Origin of the sequence: Cognatundibacterium crateris (assembly GCF_010078235.1) — a bacterium.
In the GTDB taxonomy this organism is placed as follows: domain Bacteria; phylum Pseudomonadota; class Gammaproteobacteria; order Burkholderiales; family Burkholderiaceae_D; genus Undibacterium; species Undibacterium crateris.
The window spans coordinates 118933-140733 of record NZ_JAABOS010000001.1; the positions used below are offsets into that span (position 1 = coordinate 118933).

A 21801-nucleotide genomic window follows, 5' to 3' on the forward strand; every position below is an offset into this window, starting at 1 on the left:
TTATTCCTCTTCTTGAGAAGGAAAAAGGCGATATGCCTGATGCTGCTGCAGCACTTGCCGGTATTCCTGCATCTCAATTTCTTCTCTGTTCAGAAAATCTTGTATCGCATCACGAAAGCCTGGGTGGTGAATGTAATGTGCAGAGTACGTCGTTTCTGGCTGGAATCCGCGTGCCAGCTTGTGCTCGCCCTGTGCGCCGCCTTCAAACCACTGGATGCCCTCGCGTATACACAAGTCCAGACCTTGATAGTAAGCAGTCTCAAAGTGCAGGCAAGGATGCTCCTCTACGCAACCCCAGTAGCGACCATACAATCTGTGTTCAGATCGCAGAAAAAGCGCTGCTGCAACTGGCTGTCCTTCCAGGGAAGCAATGACCATATGCAAAGCGGCGGGAATCTCCGCGCCTAAACGTAAAAAGAAGTCCAGATTCAGATAGGGGCTGGAGTGGTGGTTGTGATAGGTCAGGTCATAACAGCGCTTAAAGAACAGCCAATGCGCTTCCTGCAATTCGCTCCCCTTCAGATGTTGAAACTGAAAGCCGCGTTCCTGAACTTTCTTACGCTCACTTCGTATGTTTTTTCTGCGCTTTTTATCGAGTGTGAGCAAAAACTCGTCAAAACTCTGGTAATTCTGATTTTGCCAGTGAAACTGTACGCCCTGGCGGCATAAAAAGCCGGCCTGTGCCAGTGCTGCTTGCTGCGCTTCCGGCAGAAACAGGATATGGCAGGACGAATAGCTGCCTGATTCGCATAATCGCCGTAACTCGGCCAGCAGCATGTGTAATGCTGGTTCATTTGTGGCGAGCAGGCGTGGTCCGGGAATCGGGGAAAAGGGCACTGCACCCAAGAGCTTGGGATAATAGTCTAGCTGGTGTTGCTGGTAGGCGCGCGCCCAGGCCCAGTCGAATACGTATTCACCATATGAATGGCTTTTGCTATACATCAGGCAGGCGGCGACCAACTCCTGTTCATCCCAGATCGTTATATGCTGTTCCTGCCATCCAGTCTCATGTGTGGCGCTGCCGGATTGATGTAAGGCGTCCAGAAATGCATATTGCATGAAGGGATCATCACATTTGGCGGCGAGTAACAGCCGATTCCACACTTCTTTGCCGATATCAGAAAGTGAAGTGATGATGCGCATGCGATAATGTCGGTCTGTAGAAACACATTTCATATTGGCTTTACATCTGAATTAAACAAAAATGACGACCACAAAAATTGCAATAGTACAGATGAATAGTACTGTCGGGGATTTAGCTGGCAATGCCGCGCAAATACTTGCGTATGCTGTCCAGGCTGTCAGCCAGGGCGCGAATATTGTTGTTACACCAGAGTTATCTCTGGCGGGATATCCGCCCGAGGATTTATTGCTCAGACCAGGATTCTATCAACAGACTGCGCTTGTTTTGGAGAAACTCAAGCAAGACCTCGCAGCTTATCCAGGTTTGCATGTACTGGTCGGCCATCCGCTTGAAGAGCAGGGTGCTTATTACAATGCCGTATCGGTGCTGGCAGACGGGCAAATCAAAGCGCGCTATTTCAAACACAATTTACCAAACAATATGGTGTTTGATGAGTTGCGTTACTTCCAGGCCGGACAAGCCGCCAGTGTATTTGAACTCAATGGCACCGTATTTGGCATCAATATCTGTGAGGATACCTGGTTTAGTGTGGCACCCGCCAAGGCGAAGGCTGCCGGTGCTCAGGTTTTGCTGGTGCCGAATGGTTCGCCTTATCACATGGGTAAGCAGGATCTGCGTCTGCAAGTTATGCGTGAACATGTGTCTTCGCAAGGCATGGCGCTGGTCTATGCCAATCTGGTCGGTGGGCAGGATGAGTTGATTTTTGATGGTAACTCGTTTGCCTTAGATGCGCAGGGCCAGCAAGTATTGAGCATGGGGCATTGCAAAGAAGAAATGGCAGTGCTGACGCTGGAGCAGGGTGCCTTACACGCAAAAACAGGAGCAACACAACTCTCACTGGAAGCACAGATTTACGATGCGCTGGTGCTGGGTGTGCGCGATTATGTGAATAAAAACGGCTTCCCAGGGGTGTTGCTGGGCTTGTCGGGCGGGGTTGATTCGGCATTGACCCTGGCGATTGCCTGCGATGCACTCGGCGCGGATAAGGTACGCGCAATCATGATGCCTTCACCGTACACAGCAGATATTTCCCTGACAGATTCACGCGACATGGTGCAGCGCCTTGGTGTCCGCTATGATGAACTGTCTATCAGTCCTTGTTTTGATGCCTTCCGTACTACCTTGCAACACGAGTTTCAGGGATTAAAAGAAGATACAACTGAAGAGAATATCCAGGCACGTATACGTGGCACGCTGCTGATGGCCATGTCGAATAAATACGGCTCGATAGTATTGACGACTGGCAATAAGAGTGAAATGGCCGTCGGATACTGCACCTTGTATGGCGATATGGCTGGTGGTTTTGCCGTGATCAAGGATATCGCAAAGACGCTGGTATATCGTCTTTGCGCTTACCGTAATCAGATTTCTGAAGTGATACCTGAGCGCATCATCACGCGCCCACCTTCTGCTGAATTGCGTCCTGACCAGAAAGATCAGGATTCTTTGCCGCCTTATGAGATTTTGGATGGCATCATGCGCATGTATATGGAAGAAAATTGCTCGCGTGCTGAAATTGTTGCTGCCGGTTATGCATATGAAGATGTGGAGCGTATCACACGCCTGATTAAACTGAATGAATATAAGCGCCGTCAGGCACCAATCGGCATTCGCATCACTCATCGCGCATTTGGGCGGGATTGGCGCCATCCGATCACGTCGAAGTTCCGTGATTAAGTGCCTTTCATTTCGATCAATAAATTTGTGTATCAACAGGAGTCATCATGAAACAAATTACCGCAATTATTAAGCCTTTCAAACTGGACGAAGTACGTGAGTCTTTAGCGGACGTAGGCATTACCGGCCTGACTGTGACTGAAGTTAAGGGTTTTGGCCGTCAGAAAGGCCACACTGAACTTTACCGTGGCGCTGAATATGTTGTTGATTTTTTGCCAAAAATCAAAGTAGAAGTGGTCGTAGATGACAAAATTGCTGAGCATGTAGTAGACGCCATCATTAAAGCCGCCCATACTGGAAAAATCGGCGATGGGAAAATATTTGTGCAAAATGTGGAGCAGGTAATCCGGATACGCACAGGTGAAACTGGTCCTGATGCGGTGTAAACAACTTAATATAAGAGAAATGATTTATGAGGGTAGTTCAAGGCTTGTTTTTTGCGTTTCTATTGGCCTTTAATGCAGCCAGGGCCAGTGCTGACCCTGGTGTGACTGAGAGTAAGATCCTCGTCGGGCAGTCTGCAGCATTTTCCGGCCCAGCTGCCCAGCTGGGAATACAAATGCATGCCGGTGCTAAGGCATATTTCGATCATGTCAATGCAATTGGCGGTGTGTTTGGACGTAAGATCGAACTGATCAAACGTGATGATCAATACGAGGCTGAATTAGCAGCTGCTAATACCAAGGCACTGATAGAGAAGGATGAAGTTTTTGCCTTGTTTGGTTACGTTGGTACGCCCACCAGTAATGCAGCACTTCCGATTTTCACCCAGGCGAAAGTCCCGTTTTTTGCTCCATTTTCCGGTGCGCAATCTTTGCGCGAACCGTTCAATAAACTGATTTTTCACGTCAGAGCCAGCTATTTTGATGAAACCGAGCATCTTGTTGGTCAACTGGTCAACACCGGGATCAAGCAAATTGCAGTGTTTTATCAGAATGATGCTTACGGAAAAAATGGTTTGACCGGAGTGGAACGTGCGCTGAAAAAGTTCAATGCCACAGTCGTGGATACCGCAACTGTAGAGCGCAACAGTCTGGACGTGGGCAAAGCTGCGGAACGCTTGCTGGCGAAACGTCCTGATGCGATCGTACAGGTTAGTGCCTATGCATCTTGTGCTGCCCTGATCCGCGAGATGCGCAAACGCGGCTATACCGGTCAGTTTTACAATCTGTCTTTCGTTGGCAGTCAGGCCTTGGCTGATGCTTTGGGCAATGATGGGCCTGGCGTGATGATTTCACAAGTGGTACCGTTTCCATGGTCGCTTAGCCAGGCACCCATCGTGGCGGAATATGCGAAAATCATGGCTAAGGCTGGCGTGACTGATTTGAACTTCTCTAGCCTGGAGGGATTTATTGCGGCCAAAGTGTTTGTTGAAGGCTTACGTCGCGCCGGACAGAATCTGACACGTGAGAAACTGATCGCGGCTTTAGAAACCATCAATCTGAAATCCTATGATGCGGGTGGTTTTAATTTACAGTTTTCAGCCACAAACCATAATGGCTCAAAATATGTGGATATGACCGTGATTAGTAAAGATCGCAAATTCAAGAATTGAAGCACTTTGTTCTAACGCTGAAAAAAAACTCCGGCATGCCGGAGTTTTTTTATGTCGCTGAACAGGATTTCAGCAGTACGATCAACGCGCCCGAGCCACCGTCAGCGGCAGTGGCCTGACTAAAGGCCAGTACTTCTTCTTTCTGTATCAGCCAGTTGCGTACTTTCTGCTTGAGCACGGGCTCTTTATTGACTGAGCCCAGCCCTTTGCCGTGAATGATGCGCACGCAGCGTATGCCATTTTTGACGGATTTACGCAGGAATTCACCCAGGCTGTCGCGCGCCTGATCGCGCCTGAGTCCATGCAAATCCAGCTGAGCCTGAATGACCCAGTGTCCTTTGCGCAGTTTGCTGGTCACATCCGCGCCTATGCCCGGACGCGCATAGCTCAGGTTTTCATCTGTTTCCAGCAAAGAAGCCGGGTCGAATTCATCCGACAGCGATTCTTGCAACGCAGCCTGTTCATCGGCCAGATGCTGGAAAGGAATAGGCGCTGGTTTGGCAGGGGAGTGCAGGTGTTTGCTGTCCGTTTTGATGGGTGCTACATCGCCTATGCTGTTGCGAAAAATATTCGCCTCAGCCCTGGCCTTTTTTTCCTGGGCCAGGCGCTCCGCCTCCGCACGCGCACGTACTTCCTGTTCCTTTTTTAATTGCTGCCCCAGCGTACTGAGGTCAGCAAAGCTTTTTAGTGAAGACATAGTCCAGGTAAGGCCTGTTCCGATTACTCTTCGAGATAACGCTGTGCATCCAGTGCCGCCATGCAACCGGTACCAGCGCTGGTAATTGCCTGACGGTAGACGTGATCCTGCACGTCACCGGCAGCAAATACACCAGCGACGCTGGTTGCGGTGGCCATGCCCTCAGTACCGGTACGTGTCTTGATATAGCCGTTATGCATTTCTAACTGACCTTCGAAGATGCTGGTATTTGGCTTATGTCCGATCGCAATAAACACACCATGCAACGCTACTGAAGAAATCACGCCGTCTGCTGATTTGATGTTGATGCCGGTCACGCCACTGTCATCACCAGTCACTTCATCCAGTGTATGGTTCCATTTGATTTCTACTTTGCCTTCTGCGACTTTTGCCATCAGACGGTCGATCAGGATTGCTTCAGCACGGAACTTGTCACGCCTATGGATGACGGTTACTTTGCTGGCGATGTTAGACAGGTACAGCGCTTCTTCCACCGCTGTATTGCCGCCACCGACTACGGCGACTTCCTTGCCACGATAGAAGAATCCATCACAAGTCGCACAAGCGGAGACACCTTTGCCCATGAAGGCTTGTTCCGAAGGCAGGCCCAGATACTGCGCCGAAGCGCCAGTGGCGATAATCAGTGAGTCACAAGTGTATTCCGCCTGGTCGCCGATCAAACGTATCGGTTTTTCATCCAGCTTGGTGGTGTGTATGTAATCAAAAATGATTTCTGTATTAAAACGCTCGGCGTGCTGCAGGAAACGCTGCATCAGTTCCGGGCCTTGCACGCCCATCGGGTCGGCTGGCCAGTTTTCCACATCGGTCGTGGTCATCAGCTGACCGCCTTGTTCCACACCAGTGATCAACACTGGATTCAGATTGGCGCGTGCAGCGTAAATTGCTGCAGAATAGCCGGCTGGACCTGAGCCCAGAATTAATACTTTTGCGTGTTTAGTGGTAGTCATAGCAGACCTGCATAGAAAAATTGTTTTGATAAGCACGGCACAAGTTGTTGTGTCGTGCAGCTGTTTTCCTGCTTACAGATGGCGTTGATGCCGGGATTTGCAAGAGATTTTCTTGTTTTAAGGCAAGCTCGGCAAATGCATGGGGCGAATTATAGATCATCCTTCCGAAAGTCGCTCTCGACACGGGTTTGGAGACTCAGGCTGATCATGCTATCTTGTCAGTCTTTGCTGTCTGGATGATGAATTTCCCGATTTATGACTACGAGTAACGAAGCCTACACCCGCAACAGTAAAGCGACACCGCCGCCTCCGCTGCCGGGTCGCATGGTTGTGCTGGTAATGGAGGCGCGCTGGATTATTTTCGCGGCCTTAAGCATATGCCTGATATTGATATTGTTCAGCTACTCTAAGCTGGACCCGGGCTGGTCGCAGGCACGTGAGGTCGCACATATTCACAATCTGGGCGGGAAATTCGGTGCCTGGCTGGCGGATGTACTGTTTTATGTATTTGGTTTCTCTGCCTGGTGGTGGTGCGTGGCCTCGTTCCGGCAAGTGTTTTCATCCTATCAGCGCCTGTCCGGGCGACTGGCTGTGCGTCCGGATAACAAAGAAGAGCAGGAAAATCTGACCCATATCGTCGGTCGCATGACAGGATTTGGCTTGCTGCTGGCTGGTTCTATGGGGCTGGAATTTTTACGCATGTATAGCCTGAATGTGCAACTGCCGCTGGCGCCGGGTGGTGTTTTGGGAAATATCATCGGCAGTCTGGCTTTTATGTCGCTGGGTTTTACCGGCGCGACCATGCTGCTGCTGCTGTTCGTCGCTATAGGGATCAGTTTGTATTTTCAAGTCTCATGGCTGACGATAGCGGAAAAAGCAGGTGCTGCAATCGAGTGGATTTTTGTCTTCGCGCTGGATAAATACGCAGCAGCTGAAGATCGCCGGGTCGGCCAGACTGCTGCCGTCAAACGTGAAGAAGCGGTGGTGCAGGAACGTGCCAAGATCGTTGAGGCGGCACCTGTACGCATAGAGCCTCAGGTCGTGGCGGTACAGCGCTCTGAGCGCGTAGAGAAAGAAAAGCAGGTTTCGCTGTTTAACGAGCTGCCAGATACCAATTTACCTCCCTTGTCCTTGCTGGACGATGCGCCCCCAGTGCTGGAAACTGTCAGCGTACAAACTCTGGAATTTACCAGCCGCCTGATCGAGAAAAAACTGTCCGACTTCGGCGTTGAGGCAAAAGTGGTGGCGGCCTATCCTGGCCCCGTGATTACCCGCTATGAAATTGAACCGGCAACCGGTGTTAAAGGCAGTCAGATTGTGAATCTGGCGCGTGATCTGGCGCGCTCGCTGTCACTGACTTCTATCCGTGTCGTTGAGACGATTCCGGGTAAAAATTTCATGGGCCTGGAACTGCCTAACCCCAAACGTCAGATCGTACGTCTGACGGAAATCCTGAGTTCCAAAGTTTACAACGACAGTGCATCCAGCCTCACGGTTGCCTTGGGCAAGGACATTGCCGGTCATCCTGTCTGCGCTGATCTGGCAAAAATGCCGCATTTGCTGGTCGCAGGTACGACCGGTTCCGGTAAGTCGGTGGGGATTAATGCGACCATTTTGTCCCTGCTGTATAAGTCTGACCCTAACGATGTACGCATGATACTGATCGATCCTAAGATGCTGGAGATGTCGGTGTACGAAGGTATTCCGCATTTGCTGGCGCCGGTGGTGACGGATATGCGCCAGGCTGGACATGCACTCAACTGGGCGGTGGCAGAGATGGAACGCCGCTACAAGCTGATGTCCAAGCTGGGCGTGCGGAATCTGGCTGGTTATAACGCAAAGATTGCCGAGGCTATCCGCAAAGAAGAGCTGATTCCAAATCCTTTCAGTCTCACGCCGGACGCGCCTGAACCTTTGGAGAAATTGCCGACCATTGTGATTATCATCGATGAGCTGGCCGACCTGATGATGGTGGTCGGTAAAAAGGTAGAGGAGCTGATCGCCCGTATCGCACAAAAAGCCCGTGCTGCCGGCATACACTTAATCCTGGCTACCCAGCGTCCATCGGTAGACGTAATTACCGGTCTGATCAAGGCCAATATTCCTACCCGTATCGCGTTTCAGGTCAGCAGTAAAATTGACTCGCGCACCATTCTGGATCAGATGGGTGCGGAAACCCTGCTGGGTATGGGCGATATGCTGTATATGCCACCGGGCACAGGTTTGCCGGTACGCGTACATGGTGCTTTCGTCTCGGATGAAGAAGTCCATCGCGTGGTCGAGCATTTGAAAGCGCAGGGCGAACCCAACTATATCGAAGGTATATTGGAAGGCGGAGTACTGGAAGAGGGCGCAGATGGTGCTGCTGCCGGCGAAGGCGCAGGCGGTGGCGAAGCAGATGCCTTGTATGATCAGGCGGTCGCCATCGTATTGAAAAACCGGCGCGCTTCGATTTCTCTGGTACAGCGCCACTTGCGGATTGGTTACAATCGCGCGGCACGCTTACTGGAACAAATGGAGCAAAGCGGCATCGTATCGACCATGCAGTCGAATGGTAACCGCGAGATTCTGGTCCCGGCCGGTAATGCAGCTGAGTCCTGATCTTGATCCCAAGTCTTATTGAAAGATTGAAAGCATCTGATGTTGAAAACCGAATTTTTATCGCGCCGGCGTTTGCTCGGTGTTGTGGCAGCGATGTGCTGTGCCTTGCCGGTCTGGGCGCATGCCTCTGCCGTTGAGCAATTTAAGACCTTTGTCGCTAACAATAAAACCGCCAGAGGCGAGTTTGTACAGCAGCAGGTCAAAATGGTAGATGGCAGTGCCAAAGTCGTTAAAACCTTTCAGGGCAATTTTGTCTTTTCCCGTCCCGGAAAATTCATCTGGAATTACACCAAGCCTTACGAGCAGCATTTGCAGGCTGATGGCGAAAAATTGTATGTCTACGATAAAGATCTGAATCAGGTCACCATCAAAGCCTTAGGGAATGCACTTGGTGCCAGCCCGGCTGCCATCCTGTTTGGCAGCGCAGGTGCGGCTGATCTGGAAAAGAACTTCACGCTGAAAGAAGCACCAGCGCAGAATGGCATGGAATGGCTGGAAGCCATCGCCAAAGCGAAAGACAGCCAGTTCGACCGCATAGGCATTGCGATGAAAGACGGTGTGCCGCAGGTACTGGAATTGCGTGACAGTTTCGGTCAGGTGTCCTTGGTGACCTTCAAAAGTTTCGAAAAAAATCCAACGCTCAAGCCGGATCAGTTTAAATTCACCATCCCGGCCGGGGCGGACGTATTCCGTCAGTGAGTCGTTTGTGAACATGCATAAATCCCGTCCGGTGCCGCTGGCAGAGCGCATGCGTCCGGCCACGCTGGCTGATGTGATCGGACAGCAGCATATTCTGGGCGAGGGCAAACCCCTGCGTCTGGCCTTTGCCTCCGGCGAACCGCATTCCATGATTTTATGGGGCCCGCCCGGCGTAGGCAAAACTACGCTGGCGCGCCTGATGGCGGATGCGTTTCATTGTGAATTCATCGCCTTATCGGCGGTACTGTCCGGTATCAAAGACATACGCGAAGCGGTGGAGCGTGCGCAGATATTGCAGGCGACTTCGCAGCGCCGAACGATTTTGTTTGTCGATGAAGTGCACCGGTTTAACAAGTCCCAGCAAGATGCTTTTCTGCCGCATGTAGAGAGTGGCTTATTCACCTTTATTGGCGCCACCACAGAGAATCCCTCCTTTGAGGTCAACAGCGCCTTGCTGTCGCGCGCTGCAGTTTATGTGCTGAAGTCCTTGCAGGACGCGGATCTGGAACAGATGGCCGTGCGCGCCTGCGAACGTGAGCTCGATGGTTTGCAACTGAGTGCGGAGGCTTTGGTCAGCCTGGTCGCAAGCGCGGATGGTGATGGCCGTAAGCTCTTGAATAACCTCGATATCGTCGCCCATGCGGCGGCGGCCAAGCATGTGACGCAGGTCGATCAGGGCTTGTTATCGGAATGTCTGGGGGATGCACTCAGACGCTTTGATAAAGGTGGTGACGCCTTTTATGATCAGATTTCAGCATTGCATAAATCGGTCAGGGGATCAAATCCGGATGGCGCGCTGTACTGGCTGGTCAGGATGCTGGATGGTGGCGCTGATCCTCGCTATCTGGCACGCCGCATCGTGCGCATGGCAGCTGAAGACATCGGTCTGGCCGACCCGCGTGCCTTGCGTATCACGCTGGACGCGGCAGAAACCTATGAGCGTTTAGGCTCACCTGAAGGTGAGTTGGCGCTGGCCGAGGCGGTGGTGTATCTGGCGTGCGCGGCCAAGTCGAATGCAGTCTACAAAGCCTATAACGCGGTGCGTGCCCTGGTGGCTAAAGATAAGAGCAGGGTCGTGCCTGAGCATCTGCGCAATGCGCCGACTAAGCTCATGAAAGATCTTGGCTACGGCAAACTCTACCGCTACGCGCATGATGAACCGGATGCCTATGCGGCCGGTGAAACCTATTTGCCAGAGGGTTTGGAAGGCGAGTCCTGGTATCACCCGGTGCCGCGCGGACTGGAAATCAAGATAGGCGAGAAGCTGCGTTATTTGCAGCAACTCGATCAGGACGCCCTGAACCGCAGCAAAAAATAAACCGCCCATCGCCACTTGCGCTAAGCAATCACCAGCGCAAGCGGCATGCAGCCGCCTTTAGTGCCCGGTGTCTAGGGATTTCCGCTTTCCCTTGCTACAATACCGGATTCGACCATTTTCTCCTCCTGGCAAGACACCATGATAGATATTCAACTTCTGCGTAAAGACATCGATACGGTTGCGGCAAGGCTCGCTACCCGTAAATTCCAGCTCGACGTAGCGACTTTTAATGCGCTGGAAGCAGAGCGCAAACAAATTCAATCACGCACCGAAGAATTGCAAGGCAAGCGCAATACCCTGTCTAAACAAATCGGTATGCTCAAGAGCAAAGGCGAAGACGCCTCTGCTGTGATGGCCGAGGTCGCTGCGATTCCTGAAGAAGTGAAAAAATCTGAAATCCGTCTGGCAGAAGTGCAGGCGCAGATGACAGCATTCCTGCAGGCGATTCCAAATCTGCCGCATGAATCCGTCGTGGTCGGTCAGGATGAAAGTGCCAACGTGGAAGTGCGTCGGGTCGGTACGCCACCAGCGTTTGATTTTGAAGTCAAAGACCATGTCGATATCGGTTCTGCACTGGGTCTGGATTTTGACACAGCGGTTAAATTGACAGGCTCACGCTTCTCGGTCATGAAAGGTGGCATCGCACGTTTGCATCGCGCACTGGCGCAATTCATGCTCGATACGCAAACTGTAGAGCACGGCTATACCGAGGTGTACACACCTTATATGGTGAACGCCGATTCCATGCGCGGTACCGGCCAGTTGCCTAAGTTTGAAGAAGACCTGTTCGCCGTGAAAAAAGGCGGCCAGGAAGGCGAGGGCGAAACCCTGTACCTGATCCCGACCTCTGAAGTGACTTTGACCAATACCGTACGCGATGAAATTCTGGCTGCGGATGCCTTGCCGGTCAAACTGACCGCACACACACCATGCTTCCGCTCAGAAGCAGGCAGCTACGGCCGCGACACACGCGGCATGATACGTCAGCATCAGTTTGATAAAGTCGAAATGGTGCAAATCGTTCATCCGGAAAAATCGATGGAAGCCCTCGATGAAATGGTCGGCCATGCAGAAGCTGTGTTGAAAAAACTCGGTCTGCCATATCGTGTGGTCAGCCTGTGTACCGGTGATATGGGCTTTGGCGCGACCAAGACTTTTGATCTGGAAGTATGGCTGCCAGCGCAGAATACTTACCGTGAAATTTCCTCGGTGTCGAATATGGAAGCCTTCCAGGCGCGCCGTATGCAGGCCCGCTTCCGCAATGCGCAAGGCAAGCCTGAAATGGTGCATACGCTGAATGGCTCTGGCCTGGCGGTAGGACGTACGCTGGTCGCCGTACTGGAAAACTTCCAGCAGGCTGATGGCTCGGTCATCATTCCTGAGGCACTGCGTCCTTACATGGGCGGCATAGAAAAATTGTCGCCAGCCGCAGCCTGAATTTTGCCAGTCGCAGTTTGAATGTGAAAACGCCTGATCGTAATCAGGCGTTTTTTATTACTGCTCAGACTAGGTGCAGTCTTTAAGCAAACTCATTCAGAGCGTCTGTCTACAAACAGGCTGTTGCCATGGATTTTCTTAGCCTGTTTTTTCGCATCCGAAGCCGCGAGCGAAATCTGATGGTGCGAATAAAATTGTCGGTCCTGCGCCTTGACCACACCCAGTGACAGGCTGACCAGCGGATAAAATACTTTTTTCCCCTGCCGGTCTTCGCTCAGATAGCCGCCGCGTTCACGGTCTTCATTGCTGTAAAAATCCTGAATTTCCAGCGCGAAGCTATCGAGGATGGCGCGGCAGCGCGCTTCCCAGTCCGCGCTGCGAAACAGGATAATAAAATCATCGCCACCGATATGACCGATGAAATCCTGATTCAGATCACAGTGCTTTTTCAGCACCTCGCTGGTCATTTGTATGATGTCGTCACCACGCCGGTAACCATACACATCGTTGAAGGGCTTGAAGTGATCGAGGTCGCAATAGCAGGCGCAGAATTTTTCCTGCTTTTCCAGTAATTGTTCGATATGCTCATTGATTGGCACATTGCCTGGCAGCTGGGTCAGCGGATTGGCATAGCGCGCTGCATTAATCTGCATTTGGGTGATTTCGCGCATCAGATCCGGGCCTGTGCAGATGCCTATGTACTTGCCATTTTCGGTCAGCATGATGCCATTGATCAGATGGTCAGGATTGGCCTGCACGATAATGTGGCTGACTTCCTGCATGCTGGTGTGTTTGTCGACAATGATAGGATGCGCATCCATAAACACCCGGCACGATTTTTTACCATACAGCTCACGCTGATACGGACGCGCAAAGCTATCTATCATGTGATAGCGGTTGATGATGCCAACCGGGATGCCATCATCGACCACAGGCAGCATCTGCAGTTTTGGATTTTCCAAAAATATCGCATCGACCTGATTGTTCAGCATCGATGAAGGAATAGTCGGTGAGGTGCGTAAAATTTTTCCAACCGCTGAAGAGGTTTCCATCTGTTGATGCTGGCGCTTCCCGGAATGATAAGTATGTGCCGACAGGGTTTTAGCGACTTCAGCAGAAATAGAGCGGGTAGGGGAAGGATGCGGGCGCGCGATATGATAACCCTGACCACAGGCGACACCGATTTCCCTGACTGCCAGCAATTCAGCCTGCGTCTCTATGCCCTCGGCGATCACGCGCGTGCCTGACTTCTCGGCGATAGACTGAATAGAACGTACGAATTGCGCCTTTACTGCATCATTATCTATGCCCTGAATGAAGTGCATGTCTATCTTCACATACTCAGGCTTCAGCTCTGACCATAATCTGAGGCTGGAAAAGCCTTCACCCAGATCGTCGATCGCGATTTCAAAACCCATATTCCGGTAATGCAGCACCGCGTCTAACAGCAGCGCGTAATCATGGGTAGGCTGGTACTCGGTAAGTTCGATGATCACGCGATCCGGATTAATACCGATCTGATGAATAAAGTCCAGCGTCTCGCCATAGCGCGCATCTCTTTGCATCAGGCATTCCGGACTCACATTCAGAAACAGCTTGCCCGGCAGTTTTTGCGCAGCGAATTGCTCGAGTACTACCTGTCGGCACAGGTGCTCAACTTGTACCGTCAGGTTATTTTCAGCGGCGGCTTTAAACAGATTGATCGGTGAATGCAAGGATGAATCAGACGGCCCGCGTATCAGGCCTTCATAGCCGAGGATGCTGCCATCGGACATTTCTATGATGGGTTGAAAGCGCGCAGTCAGCAGCCGGTTGTTGATGATGTTTTGTAGCTGAAAGCGTAACGCAGACAAATCCGCCTGGTCAAACTGGCTTGCGTGCAAAGGTGGAGAGGCATGCCCACCGTTGACGGACATGTTGCCCTCAAATAAGACGCTTTCCATGGGAACAATTCCTAAAAAATCCTGGCCAGCCCGTGTTACATGTAATTACAACTGGCTTTATGTGTAAATTGTCCGCAAATATAGTCAGGAAATATGACGTCTTCGTGTCATTGTTGATTTTGGGAAATTTTTTTGTTTTTCGTTGCGTGCTCACTGAGCATGACATCGTGCTGAGGCCGGAGAGTACGCTTTGCAGAACTGGATGAAACCAGCTTGCTTAATTTGAATTTAACTAAGATTAGGTGCTAATGCTGCCAAGCCATCTTTATGCTGCGCAGCGCTGCTGACCAGTCTGTCCTGTTTTTGAGTAACGCCTCAAGGTCTACATGCTTACCCTCTCCGCCGATAAAAGCAGACTGAGTTGTCGAATCGTTAGCCAGCGAACGGAATGGAGGTACTGGGTCATCTATTCTGTTTTCCACAATGGCGTACCAGAAAAATTCTGAAGCGCTTTTTGCCTGGAGGAAGAATCATGGATCGTCGCAAGTTCATTCGGGTCGTTGGGGGTGTTTCCATCGCCGCAGCAACAATATCATCGGCTGGGTGTGCTCAACGCATGCCTGCCTCAGCCATAGCGAGCTGGCGTGGGCCTGGACATGAAGCAGATGTACGGCGCTGGATACTTGGCTACGCGATCCTCGCGCCACATTCGCACAATCTGCAATCCTGGTTGGTGGATTTGCGCACTCCGGACGAGATTCTGTTGCGTTGCGATACTTCTCGTTTGCTGCCCGAGGCAGACCCTTTTTCGCGCCAGATTATGATCAGTCACGGTGCGTTTCTCGAATTACTGGACATGGCTTCACGCGAGTGTGGCTTGCGGGCCGATATTTCCTTATTCCCTGAAGGGCAATTTACTGCTGTCGATATTGATCAACGCCCGGTTGCACGCATTCGTCTGGTGGCCGATTCCACATTAGTCAGAGAGCCTCTTTTTACACAGATTCTGAAGCGTCGCACGAATCGCGAATCGTATGAGCTGACGCGGCCGATTGCGCCAGACACATGGCTGGCGATGGCGGATAGTGTTAAGCCCAATTTACTGCAGTTTGGACATGTTGGTCCGGATCAGCCCGGGTTACTACAACAGCACCGCAAGCTCGCAGCCGAAGCCTGGCGGATCGAATTGACTACTGCCAGAGTCGTGTTGGAAACCTACAGCGTATTGCGTATTGGTGCTGCAGAAGTGGAATTGCATCGTGATGGCATGGCGCTGCTGGATGGTGTCCCAGTGTTAATGAGTACGTTGGGAATGTTTAATCGTCATATATCTCCCGCGGCGGACGACTATGCAGTGACCAGTCAGATTCGGGATTTCAATTCCAGGCTTGCCTCGACGCCGGCTTTTTTGTGGCTGATTACACCTGACAATGATCGTCAGACGCAGATTAACGCTGGCCGGGCATTCGTTCGTATTCAGCTTGCCGCAAGTGCCGCCGGGGTTTCCCTGCAACCCCTGTCGCAAGCCTTGCAAGAATATTCTGAGCAGGCCCAGTCCTATGCTGAGATTCGCCGGCTTCTTGAACTTTCACAGCCAGGTCAGACGGTACAGATGTGGGCCCGTGCCGGCTTTGCACCTGCTATCGGTCCGGCGCCGCGCCGAGGTGTGGACGCCCAATTGGTTAGGGCTTGAGGTGATCATCCTGCTATGCATGGTGTCGGCTTTGGCCATTGCGGTTCTGACTGGCACTGCGTTATGGTACCGTGGTGTTTGGCGCTCAGCCAGCAATTTTGATCGCGAAAAGATGGGGCGAGCCGGGTGTTCTGATGCATGCAATGCTTACGATGCCAGAGAAATTCAGGCACTTCCACCTCCAGTAAAACGCTATTTCGAGGCTGCGCTTCGGGACGGGCAGCCGTTGATCCTTCAACTCACTTTTTTACAGCAAGGTCAGTTTCGCTTGAATTTAAAAAGCAGACTTTGGCGGCCATTTCATGCCACCCAATGCGTGGCTGTATCTCCGCCTGGATTTGACTGGGATGCCAGGATCAGATGTGCGCCTGGGCTGGATATCTGGGTCCGGGATGCCTACGTTCTGGGCGCAGGACATTTGAAAGCTGCGCTGGCCGGATTGTTCAACCTAAGCGATCAGCACGACCGCCCGGAGCTGGCCCGTGGTGAACTGATGCGCTACCTCGCAGAGGCGGTGTGGTATCCAACGGCATTGCTCCCCAGTCAGGGTGTGCAATGGCGGGCGCTGGATGATACGTCCGCAGAAGCGACTATCCATGATGGGGGAACTGCTGTCACCCTGGTTTTTACTTTTGGAGCGGATGCTTTGGTCTCGACGGTGAGAGCCGCATCACGTCCGCTGTCAGCTACCCAGTCAGCACCCTGGTTGTGTCGTATTCATGCTTATATACAGTGCCATGGCATGTCTATCCCACTACATGCTGAGGTTGAGTGGGAGCTGCCGGACGGTTCCGCACCCTATTTTGTTGGTCACGTCAGCGAACTGGCGTACAGCTTCTGCGCTATCGCTCCGGCAATTGCAGTATCGCCTGTTCAGCCGGGAAAAAACTAAATCAGAAATTGAGTGCTGACGGGCTGTGCAAACCTTGCCCGCACCAGGTTCATGTCTGAGTAACACCACAGCAGATTTTATTGACAGGCCAGGCGTACAGATAGATGCCATGCGAGACATCGGGAAGGGCGTTGAAGCTGCGCATCGTTTTTGTATGCAGTGAAATATAAGATGGCATAGCTGCAGAAAAGGCTGAAAGTCTTGATCGCTCTGCACCTTTGTGGGATGTGTCAAGGTGAGCAGAAGGATGCTGTTGCGGTGTGCTTTATTTGACTCGAATTGCGCCGGAAAAGGTTGCAGGTTCTGACTGGTTCTCGTGTTGAATTTTCCTGGTAAATTTCTAGACCCAGGGTGTAGTTAGACTACCAAATGCTTATTTTGGATAGGCTGCTCCCTGTCAGTTCAATCGCGCATCTGGTATCATTCGGCATGAACAAGATTTCTTTCCATCCATTTGTTATTGGTGTCGCTGGCGGCAGCGGCAGTGGTAAGTCTACGGTATCCCAGCAAGTGCTCGCGTCGTTTGGCGCCGATATGGTCTCGGTGGTGATGCAGGACGATTATTACTGCGACCAATCCCATCTCAGCCCTGAAGAACGCCGCAGGCAGAATTACGATCACCCACAAGCTTTTGACTGGCCTTTGCTGGTGCAACACGTCCAGGCCTTGCGCAATGGCGAAACGATCGCGATGCCTGAATACGACTTCACGATTGATAACCGCTCTAACCGCACCATCCCCGTGAAGCCCGCACCGGTCATCGTGATCGAAGGCCTGTTTGCTTTGTATGATGCCGATTTGCGCAATCTGATGTCGCTCAAGATTTTTGTCGATACCGCATCTGATGTGCGTTTTATCCGTCGCATGCAAAGGGATATCACCGAGCGCGGCCGTAACGTAGAAAGCGTCGTCAGCCAGTACATGGAAACGGTACGCCCTATGCATCAGCAATTCATAGAACCAACCAAGCGCCACGCCAACGTCATCATCCCGCACGGTGCTAACGGCCCTGCAGTCGACGTGATTACCACCAAGGTAGCCAGCGTACTCGACCAGTTAAAGCAAAACTGATAGTCCGGTGCGAGCGTTAAAGGATGCTTGCGCCATTCCTAGCTATCCCCCGCAATATACCTAAGCGCCACGCATGCATGTATCTACGCAGTGCAGTGGCGCTTTTTCTTGTGCGGGTCAATCCTGAAGCTATTGGCCGCTCTTTGCTCTTGTTTGTAGAAAAATGGTACTGGTCAGAAAATAAAAAAGCCTTTAAGTCGCATGCACTTAAAGGCTTTGTGTCTTGGTAGGGGGCAAATAACCTCTTGAAAGCCTTATCAATAAAGGGATCAGATTTTTTTGAATTTAATCATGAATGCAACGATGGATGCAAAAAAAACTCAACAAATAAACAGATCAGGTATTGAGCAAATATGCCATTCAAACTAACAAAGTGTCACAACCTCTAACGAGACGTAATTATTTTGTTACAGGAACTACTAATGACATGGCGTATTGGAGTCCAACATATCAACCATAAATTCAGGTTTTATCTTTTCGCCTAATCCTAGTTTAAACGTTACATTTGAAGAGAAAAAAACGTCAAAATGATTTAACGGATGAAAGTGACCTTTTACATGCAGAGGGTCACGTTCATATCCTCCATCTTAACTTATCCGTTCTTCTGTACAGGCTTCGCATGAGACTGGATACCCGGTATCCCCTGCACGTGTCGGACTTAAAGTCCTAACCGTATCGCGACACGCCAGATTGATGAGTAACCACAAATTTTCGAATAGGTGCAGGTTTAGGACCGTTAAGTCCGTTGTATGGAAAATAGGACCGGTTTTCAATTATGGGATGAGTGTCGGGCGAGCTGGTTGCAATTCCAAGCAAGAAATTTCTTTTTTAATATTTGTTGTGACTAATGCCACTATCTGATATTTTGTTTGGTATTAATACAGAAAAATAAAGCCTCTTTTTAGGTTCAGATAATAGCGCTTCAAGTTAAGCACACATTTCGTAAATTATAAAACAGCTATATGGACAAAATAACTAAATCATTACTTGAAACATTCGCAAAACAAAATGATTTGATCAAAGTAGAGGAATCTACTCAATTTGAGCATTTTGCCAATTATTGCATTACATCAAAATTGAATCGATCAAGTTTTGAGTTAGAAGACATTCACACTGGGAGTGGCGGTGATAGTGCGATTGACGGGTTATGCATTATTGTTAATGGAAAAATAGTCACAGATAGCGATGAGCTTTCGGAGCTCGTTCAGGCAACAGGACATCTGGATGCGGAGCTTATTTTTATTCAAGCCAAAACAACGTCATCGTTTAATGGTTCAGAGATTGGTTCATTTATTCATGGTGTAAAAGATTTTTTGTCAGATGAGCCAAAGCTTGTTCAAAATAAAAGAATAAAATATTTCAAAATGCTATGGGATGAAGTTATATCTTTATCATCTTACATGATCAACAGAAGGCCATACACCCGTCTTTGTTACGTTTGTACTGGCAAGTGGGTTGATGATCAAAATCTCAGAGCAGTGATAGAAGGTGGGGTCAGCGAACTCGATTCAATTGGGATTTTCGATGAGGTGTCTTTAACTCCGTATGGTGCGACCGAAATTCAAAAATTATACCAAGAGACAAAAAACAAACTTTCAACCACTATTACTTTTCAAAACAGAATAACACTGCCTGATATAGAGGGTGTTAAAGAGGCTTACCTTGGAGTAGTGCCATTTGTTGAGTTTATTAAGCTTATTCAAGACGAAAATCAAACCATACATAACATATTTGATGACAACGTCCGAGATTACCAAGGCGAAAATGAAGTTAATAAGAAAATTAAGGGAACATTAGAAAAAGGGGCATTTGACTTATTTTGCGTACTTAACAATGGAATTACTGTTGTTGCATCGTCTCTTACACCAGCGGGAAATCGTTTTACGCTGCGAGACTATCAAATTGTAAATGGCTGTCAAACAAGTAATGTTTTGCATAGCTGTCAAAAAATGAGTGGCATAGAAGATACCAGTATTCCGATCAGAATCATTGTCACAGAAGACGATGCGATAAAAACAGAAATTACACTCGCGACAAATAGCCAAACTGAAGTGAAGACAGAGCAGCTTGAAGCGTTGAATGCATTTCAAAAACAATTAGAGCTTTATTTTAGCTCTGAAAAATTGCCGCAAAATTTGTACTATGAACGACGTTCTCAACAATATAACGCGATGCCTGAGATTAAAAGGCCTCAAATTATTAGCATTCCAATACAGATAAAGACTTTTGCGTCTATGTTTTTGCTCTCCCCCCATTTGGTAACGGGTTATTACGGTACGATTGTCAATCGTTTCAAAGGGAAAATTTTTGCCCCCGATCATAAATTTTTACCGTATTTTGTTAGTGCACTTTGCTATTTTAAAATTGAACAGTTTTTTAAAAATGGTGATTTACCCAATGATTATAAAAGAGCACGCTTTCAGATTATGATGATCGCCAAGATTATTGCAATGGGCAAGAATGATGATTATCTAAATAGCAATAAAATAGAAAGAAAGTGTGAAGCTTTAAAGCAATTATTAAAGGATGACAAAAAAGCCTTAGATCTTTTTTTATGTGCTATAAAGGTGTTTAATTCGTCTGGAGTTGATATTGAGAAGCAAAGGTATAAAGCGGAGTCAGATACTGAGTTGCTAATAAAAGCAGCAGAAGCATATCAAAAAGAAAATAAAACGATTCAGCCTCCTCTTGATTTATTTGCCTGAAAGCAACACCTAACTGCACCAAAATATTATGAAAATTTAGTTAAATTTTTTTTATTGTATTAATGGTGAAATACGGAATATTGACCAATGAACCCAATCCAATAGCTGCCAACAAAGGAAATATCTATCCTTGGTGATGTCTGATTTTAGACACCACGCTCATCACCAAGGATAGCCATGCGTAAATACCTACCCAAAAACCTCCTCCGCATGACTGATTGGCTGATCGCAGCCATCCTCCTCTTGCTTTGCATCCTCGCCTTTTCGCCGCAGTAAATACCGGTCAGCCTCTACAAAATCAATCTCATTTCGATAGCTGGCGTCGTCGGTTATTGGCTTGACCGCAGCTTGTTTCCGTATGCGCGGCCAGATACGTTTATCGGGCGATATCTGGAAGACGCCGAAGCGCCTTTACATTTCGATGCTGTCTGCAAAACGACTTGCTGCTGGCCGCAGCGATGCTGCGCCGGTCGCTCATCGTTGCCGCCGCCATGATCGCAGTCGGCCTGGGGGGGGCTGAACATGAATTGTTTTTTGGTTCAATCATTTGCTAACCTCTACTTGATAGTTCAAAGGCTAAAGACACGGGCACAAGTCGATTTAAGACGATGCGCAATTTCGCCACCACCGCGTGCTTCTATCTTGCGCAGGGCTGCGATCATCTGGGGATGCGTGATTGATGCAATAGGTAACTTGCCAATCACTGGGAAAATATCCTTTTCCAACCTATGAATTGTTTCCTTGGTAGTAGTTGCGCTCCATGCACTTAGGCGGTTTGAGTGCTATTCACGGGCTATCTTTTCAAAAGTGTTGGCGCGCTGGCTGATTCCTCTTTGGCCTTACGTCTAGCTTGTCCTGGGTCGATCCTTGTGCGATCTGCTTGCGGGCTTCTAGGCGCTTCTCTCTTGCCTCCGCTAGCGAAACTTCTGGATATGTTCCAAAAGCTAAACGGCACTCGCTTCCATTGGCTTGTCTAAATTTCTTTTGCCATAGTTTTGAGCATGTAGGTGTTACCTCCAAGTACATACCGCCGCAGTCTGCCAGCTTATAGGCTTTCTCTTTTGGCTTCGCGTTTTTGACCTGAATGTCAGTAAGCGGGGCGGCTATCTTTGGCATTTTGGGGCATCCTTTGGGTGGGGTATGTAGATGCCCTCAAGAGGGCTCCTAAAGAATGTGGGTGTCAATGGGCATACTTTGCGGCTACAGACGAAAAAAGACCCCTAAATAGTTGATTACTTAGGGGTTTTTTTGGCAAACTTTGTAGTAGTTTGCGGTGTTCCTGGCGGAGAGGGGGGGATTCGAACCCCCGATACCTGTTACAGTACGCCTGATTTCGAGTCAGGTACATTCAACCACTCTGCCACCTCTCCGGCTTGGGTTGTTCGTCATAAACGAAGCCTGCGAGTATAGCAAAGAATCCTGACTTTTTCCAGTTCGTGTTGCGTATGCGTAAAGTATTTC

The 21801-nt window shown here is 49.7% G+C and carries 17 protein-coding genes, 1 tRNA gene and 1 pseudogene; 12 read left to right on the forward strand and 7 right to left on the reverse strand.

Going from position 1 to position 21801, the window contains the following annotated elements:
- The gene (locus tag EYB48_RS00505) at positions 1–1176 is read right to left on the reverse strand and encodes a GNAT family N-acetyltransferase (protein WP_162018334.1); all 1176 of its coding nucleotides are present in this window, start codon (positions 1174–1176) and stop codon (positions 1–3) included.
- Positions 1177–1234: 58 nt separating this feature from the next.
- On the opposite strand from EYB48_RS00505, the gene EYB48_RS00510 reads away from it, so the two are divergent.
- The 3 genes from EYB48_RS00510 to EYB48_RS00520 are packed head-to-tail and all read left to right on the forward strand — an operon-like array spanning position 1235 to position 4376.
- Positions 1235–2821, forward strand: coding sequence for an NAD+ synthase (locus EYB48_RS00510; protein ID WP_235934808.1), 1587 nt, complete (start codon positions 1235–1237; stop codon positions 2819–2821).
- Positions 2822–2868: 47 nt separating this feature from the next.
- A complete protein-coding gene (locus EYB48_RS00515; protein ID WP_162018336.1) occupies positions 2869–3207 on the forward strand; it encodes a P-II family nitrogen regulator in 339 nt (112 codons plus the stop codon).
- Positions 3208–3233: 26 nt separating this feature from the next.
- Positions 3234–4376: an ABC transporter substrate-binding protein gene (locus tag EYB48_RS00520; RefSeq protein ID WP_162018337.1), complete on the forward strand. Its 1143-nt coding sequence runs from the start codon at positions 3234–3236 to the stop codon at positions 4374–4376.
- 49 nt (positions 4377–4425) lie between these two features.
- Here EYB48_RS00520 and EYB48_RS00525 read toward each other — a convergent pair whose 3' ends face one another.
- Together EYB48_RS00525 and trxB are read right to left on the reverse strand one after the other, a co-directional pair.
- Complete coding sequence (locus tag EYB48_RS00525; protein ID WP_162018338.1) at positions 4426–5073, reverse strand: Smr/MutS family protein; 648 nt, start codon at positions 5071–5073, stop codon at positions 4426–4428.
- 23 nt (positions 5074–5096) lie between these two features.
- Entirely contained in the window at positions 5097–6041 is a 945-nt protein-coding gene (gene trxB, locus EYB48_RS00530; protein WP_162018339.1) for a thioredoxin-disulfide reductase, read from the reverse strand.
- A 255-nt stretch (positions 6042–6296) separates the two neighbouring features.
- Here trxB and EYB48_RS19395 point away from each other — a divergent pair, with 255 nt between their 5' ends.
- The 4 genes from EYB48_RS19395 (at position 6297) to serS (ending at position 12096) form a co-directional block, all read left to right on the forward strand.
- A complete protein-coding gene (locus tag EYB48_RS19395; protein WP_162018340.1) occupies positions 6297–8642 on the forward strand; it encodes a DNA translocase FtsK in 2346 nt (781 codons plus the stop codon).
- A gap of 39 nt (positions 8643–8681) precedes the next feature.
- Positions 8682–9341, forward strand: coding sequence for an outer membrane lipoprotein chaperone LolA (lolA, locus tag EYB48_RS00540; protein ID WP_162018341.1), 660 nt, complete (start codon positions 8682–8684; stop codon positions 9339–9341).
- 13 nt (positions 9342–9354) lie between these two features.
- A complete protein-coding gene (locus EYB48_RS00545) occupies positions 9355–10659 on the forward strand; it encodes a replication-associated recombination protein A (protein ID WP_202927618.1) in 1305 nt (434 codons plus the stop codon).
- Positions 10660–10797: 138 nt separating this feature from the next.
- Positions 10798–12096, forward strand: a complete 1299-nt coding sequence (gene serS, locus EYB48_RS00550; protein ID WP_162018342.1) for a serine--tRNA ligase — start codon at positions 10798–10800, stop codon at positions 12094–12096.
- Between the two features lie 92 nt (positions 12097–12188).
- On the opposite strand, the gene EYB48_RS00555 is transcribed toward serS, so the two are convergent.
- On the reverse strand, positions 12189–14039 hold the full coding sequence (locus EYB48_RS00555; RefSeq protein ID WP_235934811.1) for a GGDEF domain-containing protein: 1851 nt from the start codon (positions 14037–14039) through the stop codon (positions 12189–12191).
- Between the two features lie 472 nt (positions 14040–14511).
- Here EYB48_RS00555 and EYB48_RS00560 point away from each other — a divergent pair, with 472 nt between their 5' ends.
- The 5 genes from EYB48_RS00560 (at position 14512) to EYB48_RS19340 (ending at position 20835) form a co-directional block, all read left to right on the forward strand.
- Positions 14512–15672 (forward strand): Acg family FMN-binding oxidoreductase, encoded by a 1161-nt coding sequence (locus EYB48_RS00560; protein ID WP_162018343.1) that lies wholly within the window; start codon positions 14512–14514, stop codon positions 15670–15672.
- Between the two features lies 1 nt (position 15673).
- Entirely contained in the window at positions 15674–16564 is an 891-nt protein-coding gene (locus tag EYB48_RS00565; RefSeq protein WP_162018344.1) for a DUF6920 family protein, read from the forward strand.
- Between the two features lie 429 nt (positions 16565–16993).
- Entirely contained in the window at positions 16994–17635 is a 642-nt protein-coding gene (udk, locus tag EYB48_RS00570; RefSeq protein ID WP_162018345.1) for a uridine kinase, read from the forward strand.
- Positions 17636–18597: 962 nt separating this feature from the next.
- Positions 18598–20340, forward strand: a complete 1743-nt coding sequence (locus EYB48_RS00575) for an AIPR family protein (protein WP_162018346.1) — start codon at positions 18598–18600, stop codon at positions 20338–20340.
- Positions 20341–20652: 312 nt separating this feature from the next.
- Positions 20653–20835, forward strand: coding sequence for a putative holin (locus tag EYB48_RS19340; protein ID WP_328823224.1), 183 nt, complete (start codon positions 20653–20655; stop codon positions 20833–20835).
- 74 nt (positions 20836–20909) lie between these two features.
- Here EYB48_RS19340 and EYB48_RS19470 read toward each other — a convergent pair.
- The 3 genes and pseudogenes from EYB48_RS19470 to EYB48_RS00590 all read right to left on the reverse strand — a co-directional run.
- Positions 20910–21107: pseudogene (locus EYB48_RS19470) on the reverse strand (phage integrase central domain-containing protein); the annotation flags it as partial.
- Positions 21108–21141: 34 nt separating this feature from the next.
- Complete coding sequence (locus tag EYB48_RS00585; RefSeq protein ID WP_162018347.1) at positions 21142–21456, reverse strand: Arm DNA-binding domain-containing protein; 315 nt, start codon at positions 21454–21456, stop codon at positions 21142–21144.
- Positions 21457–21620: 164 nt separating this feature from the next.
- Positions 21621–21710: transfer RNA gene (locus tag EYB48_RS00590), tRNA-Ser, on the reverse strand.
- Positions 21711–21801: the final 91 nt, after the last annotated feature.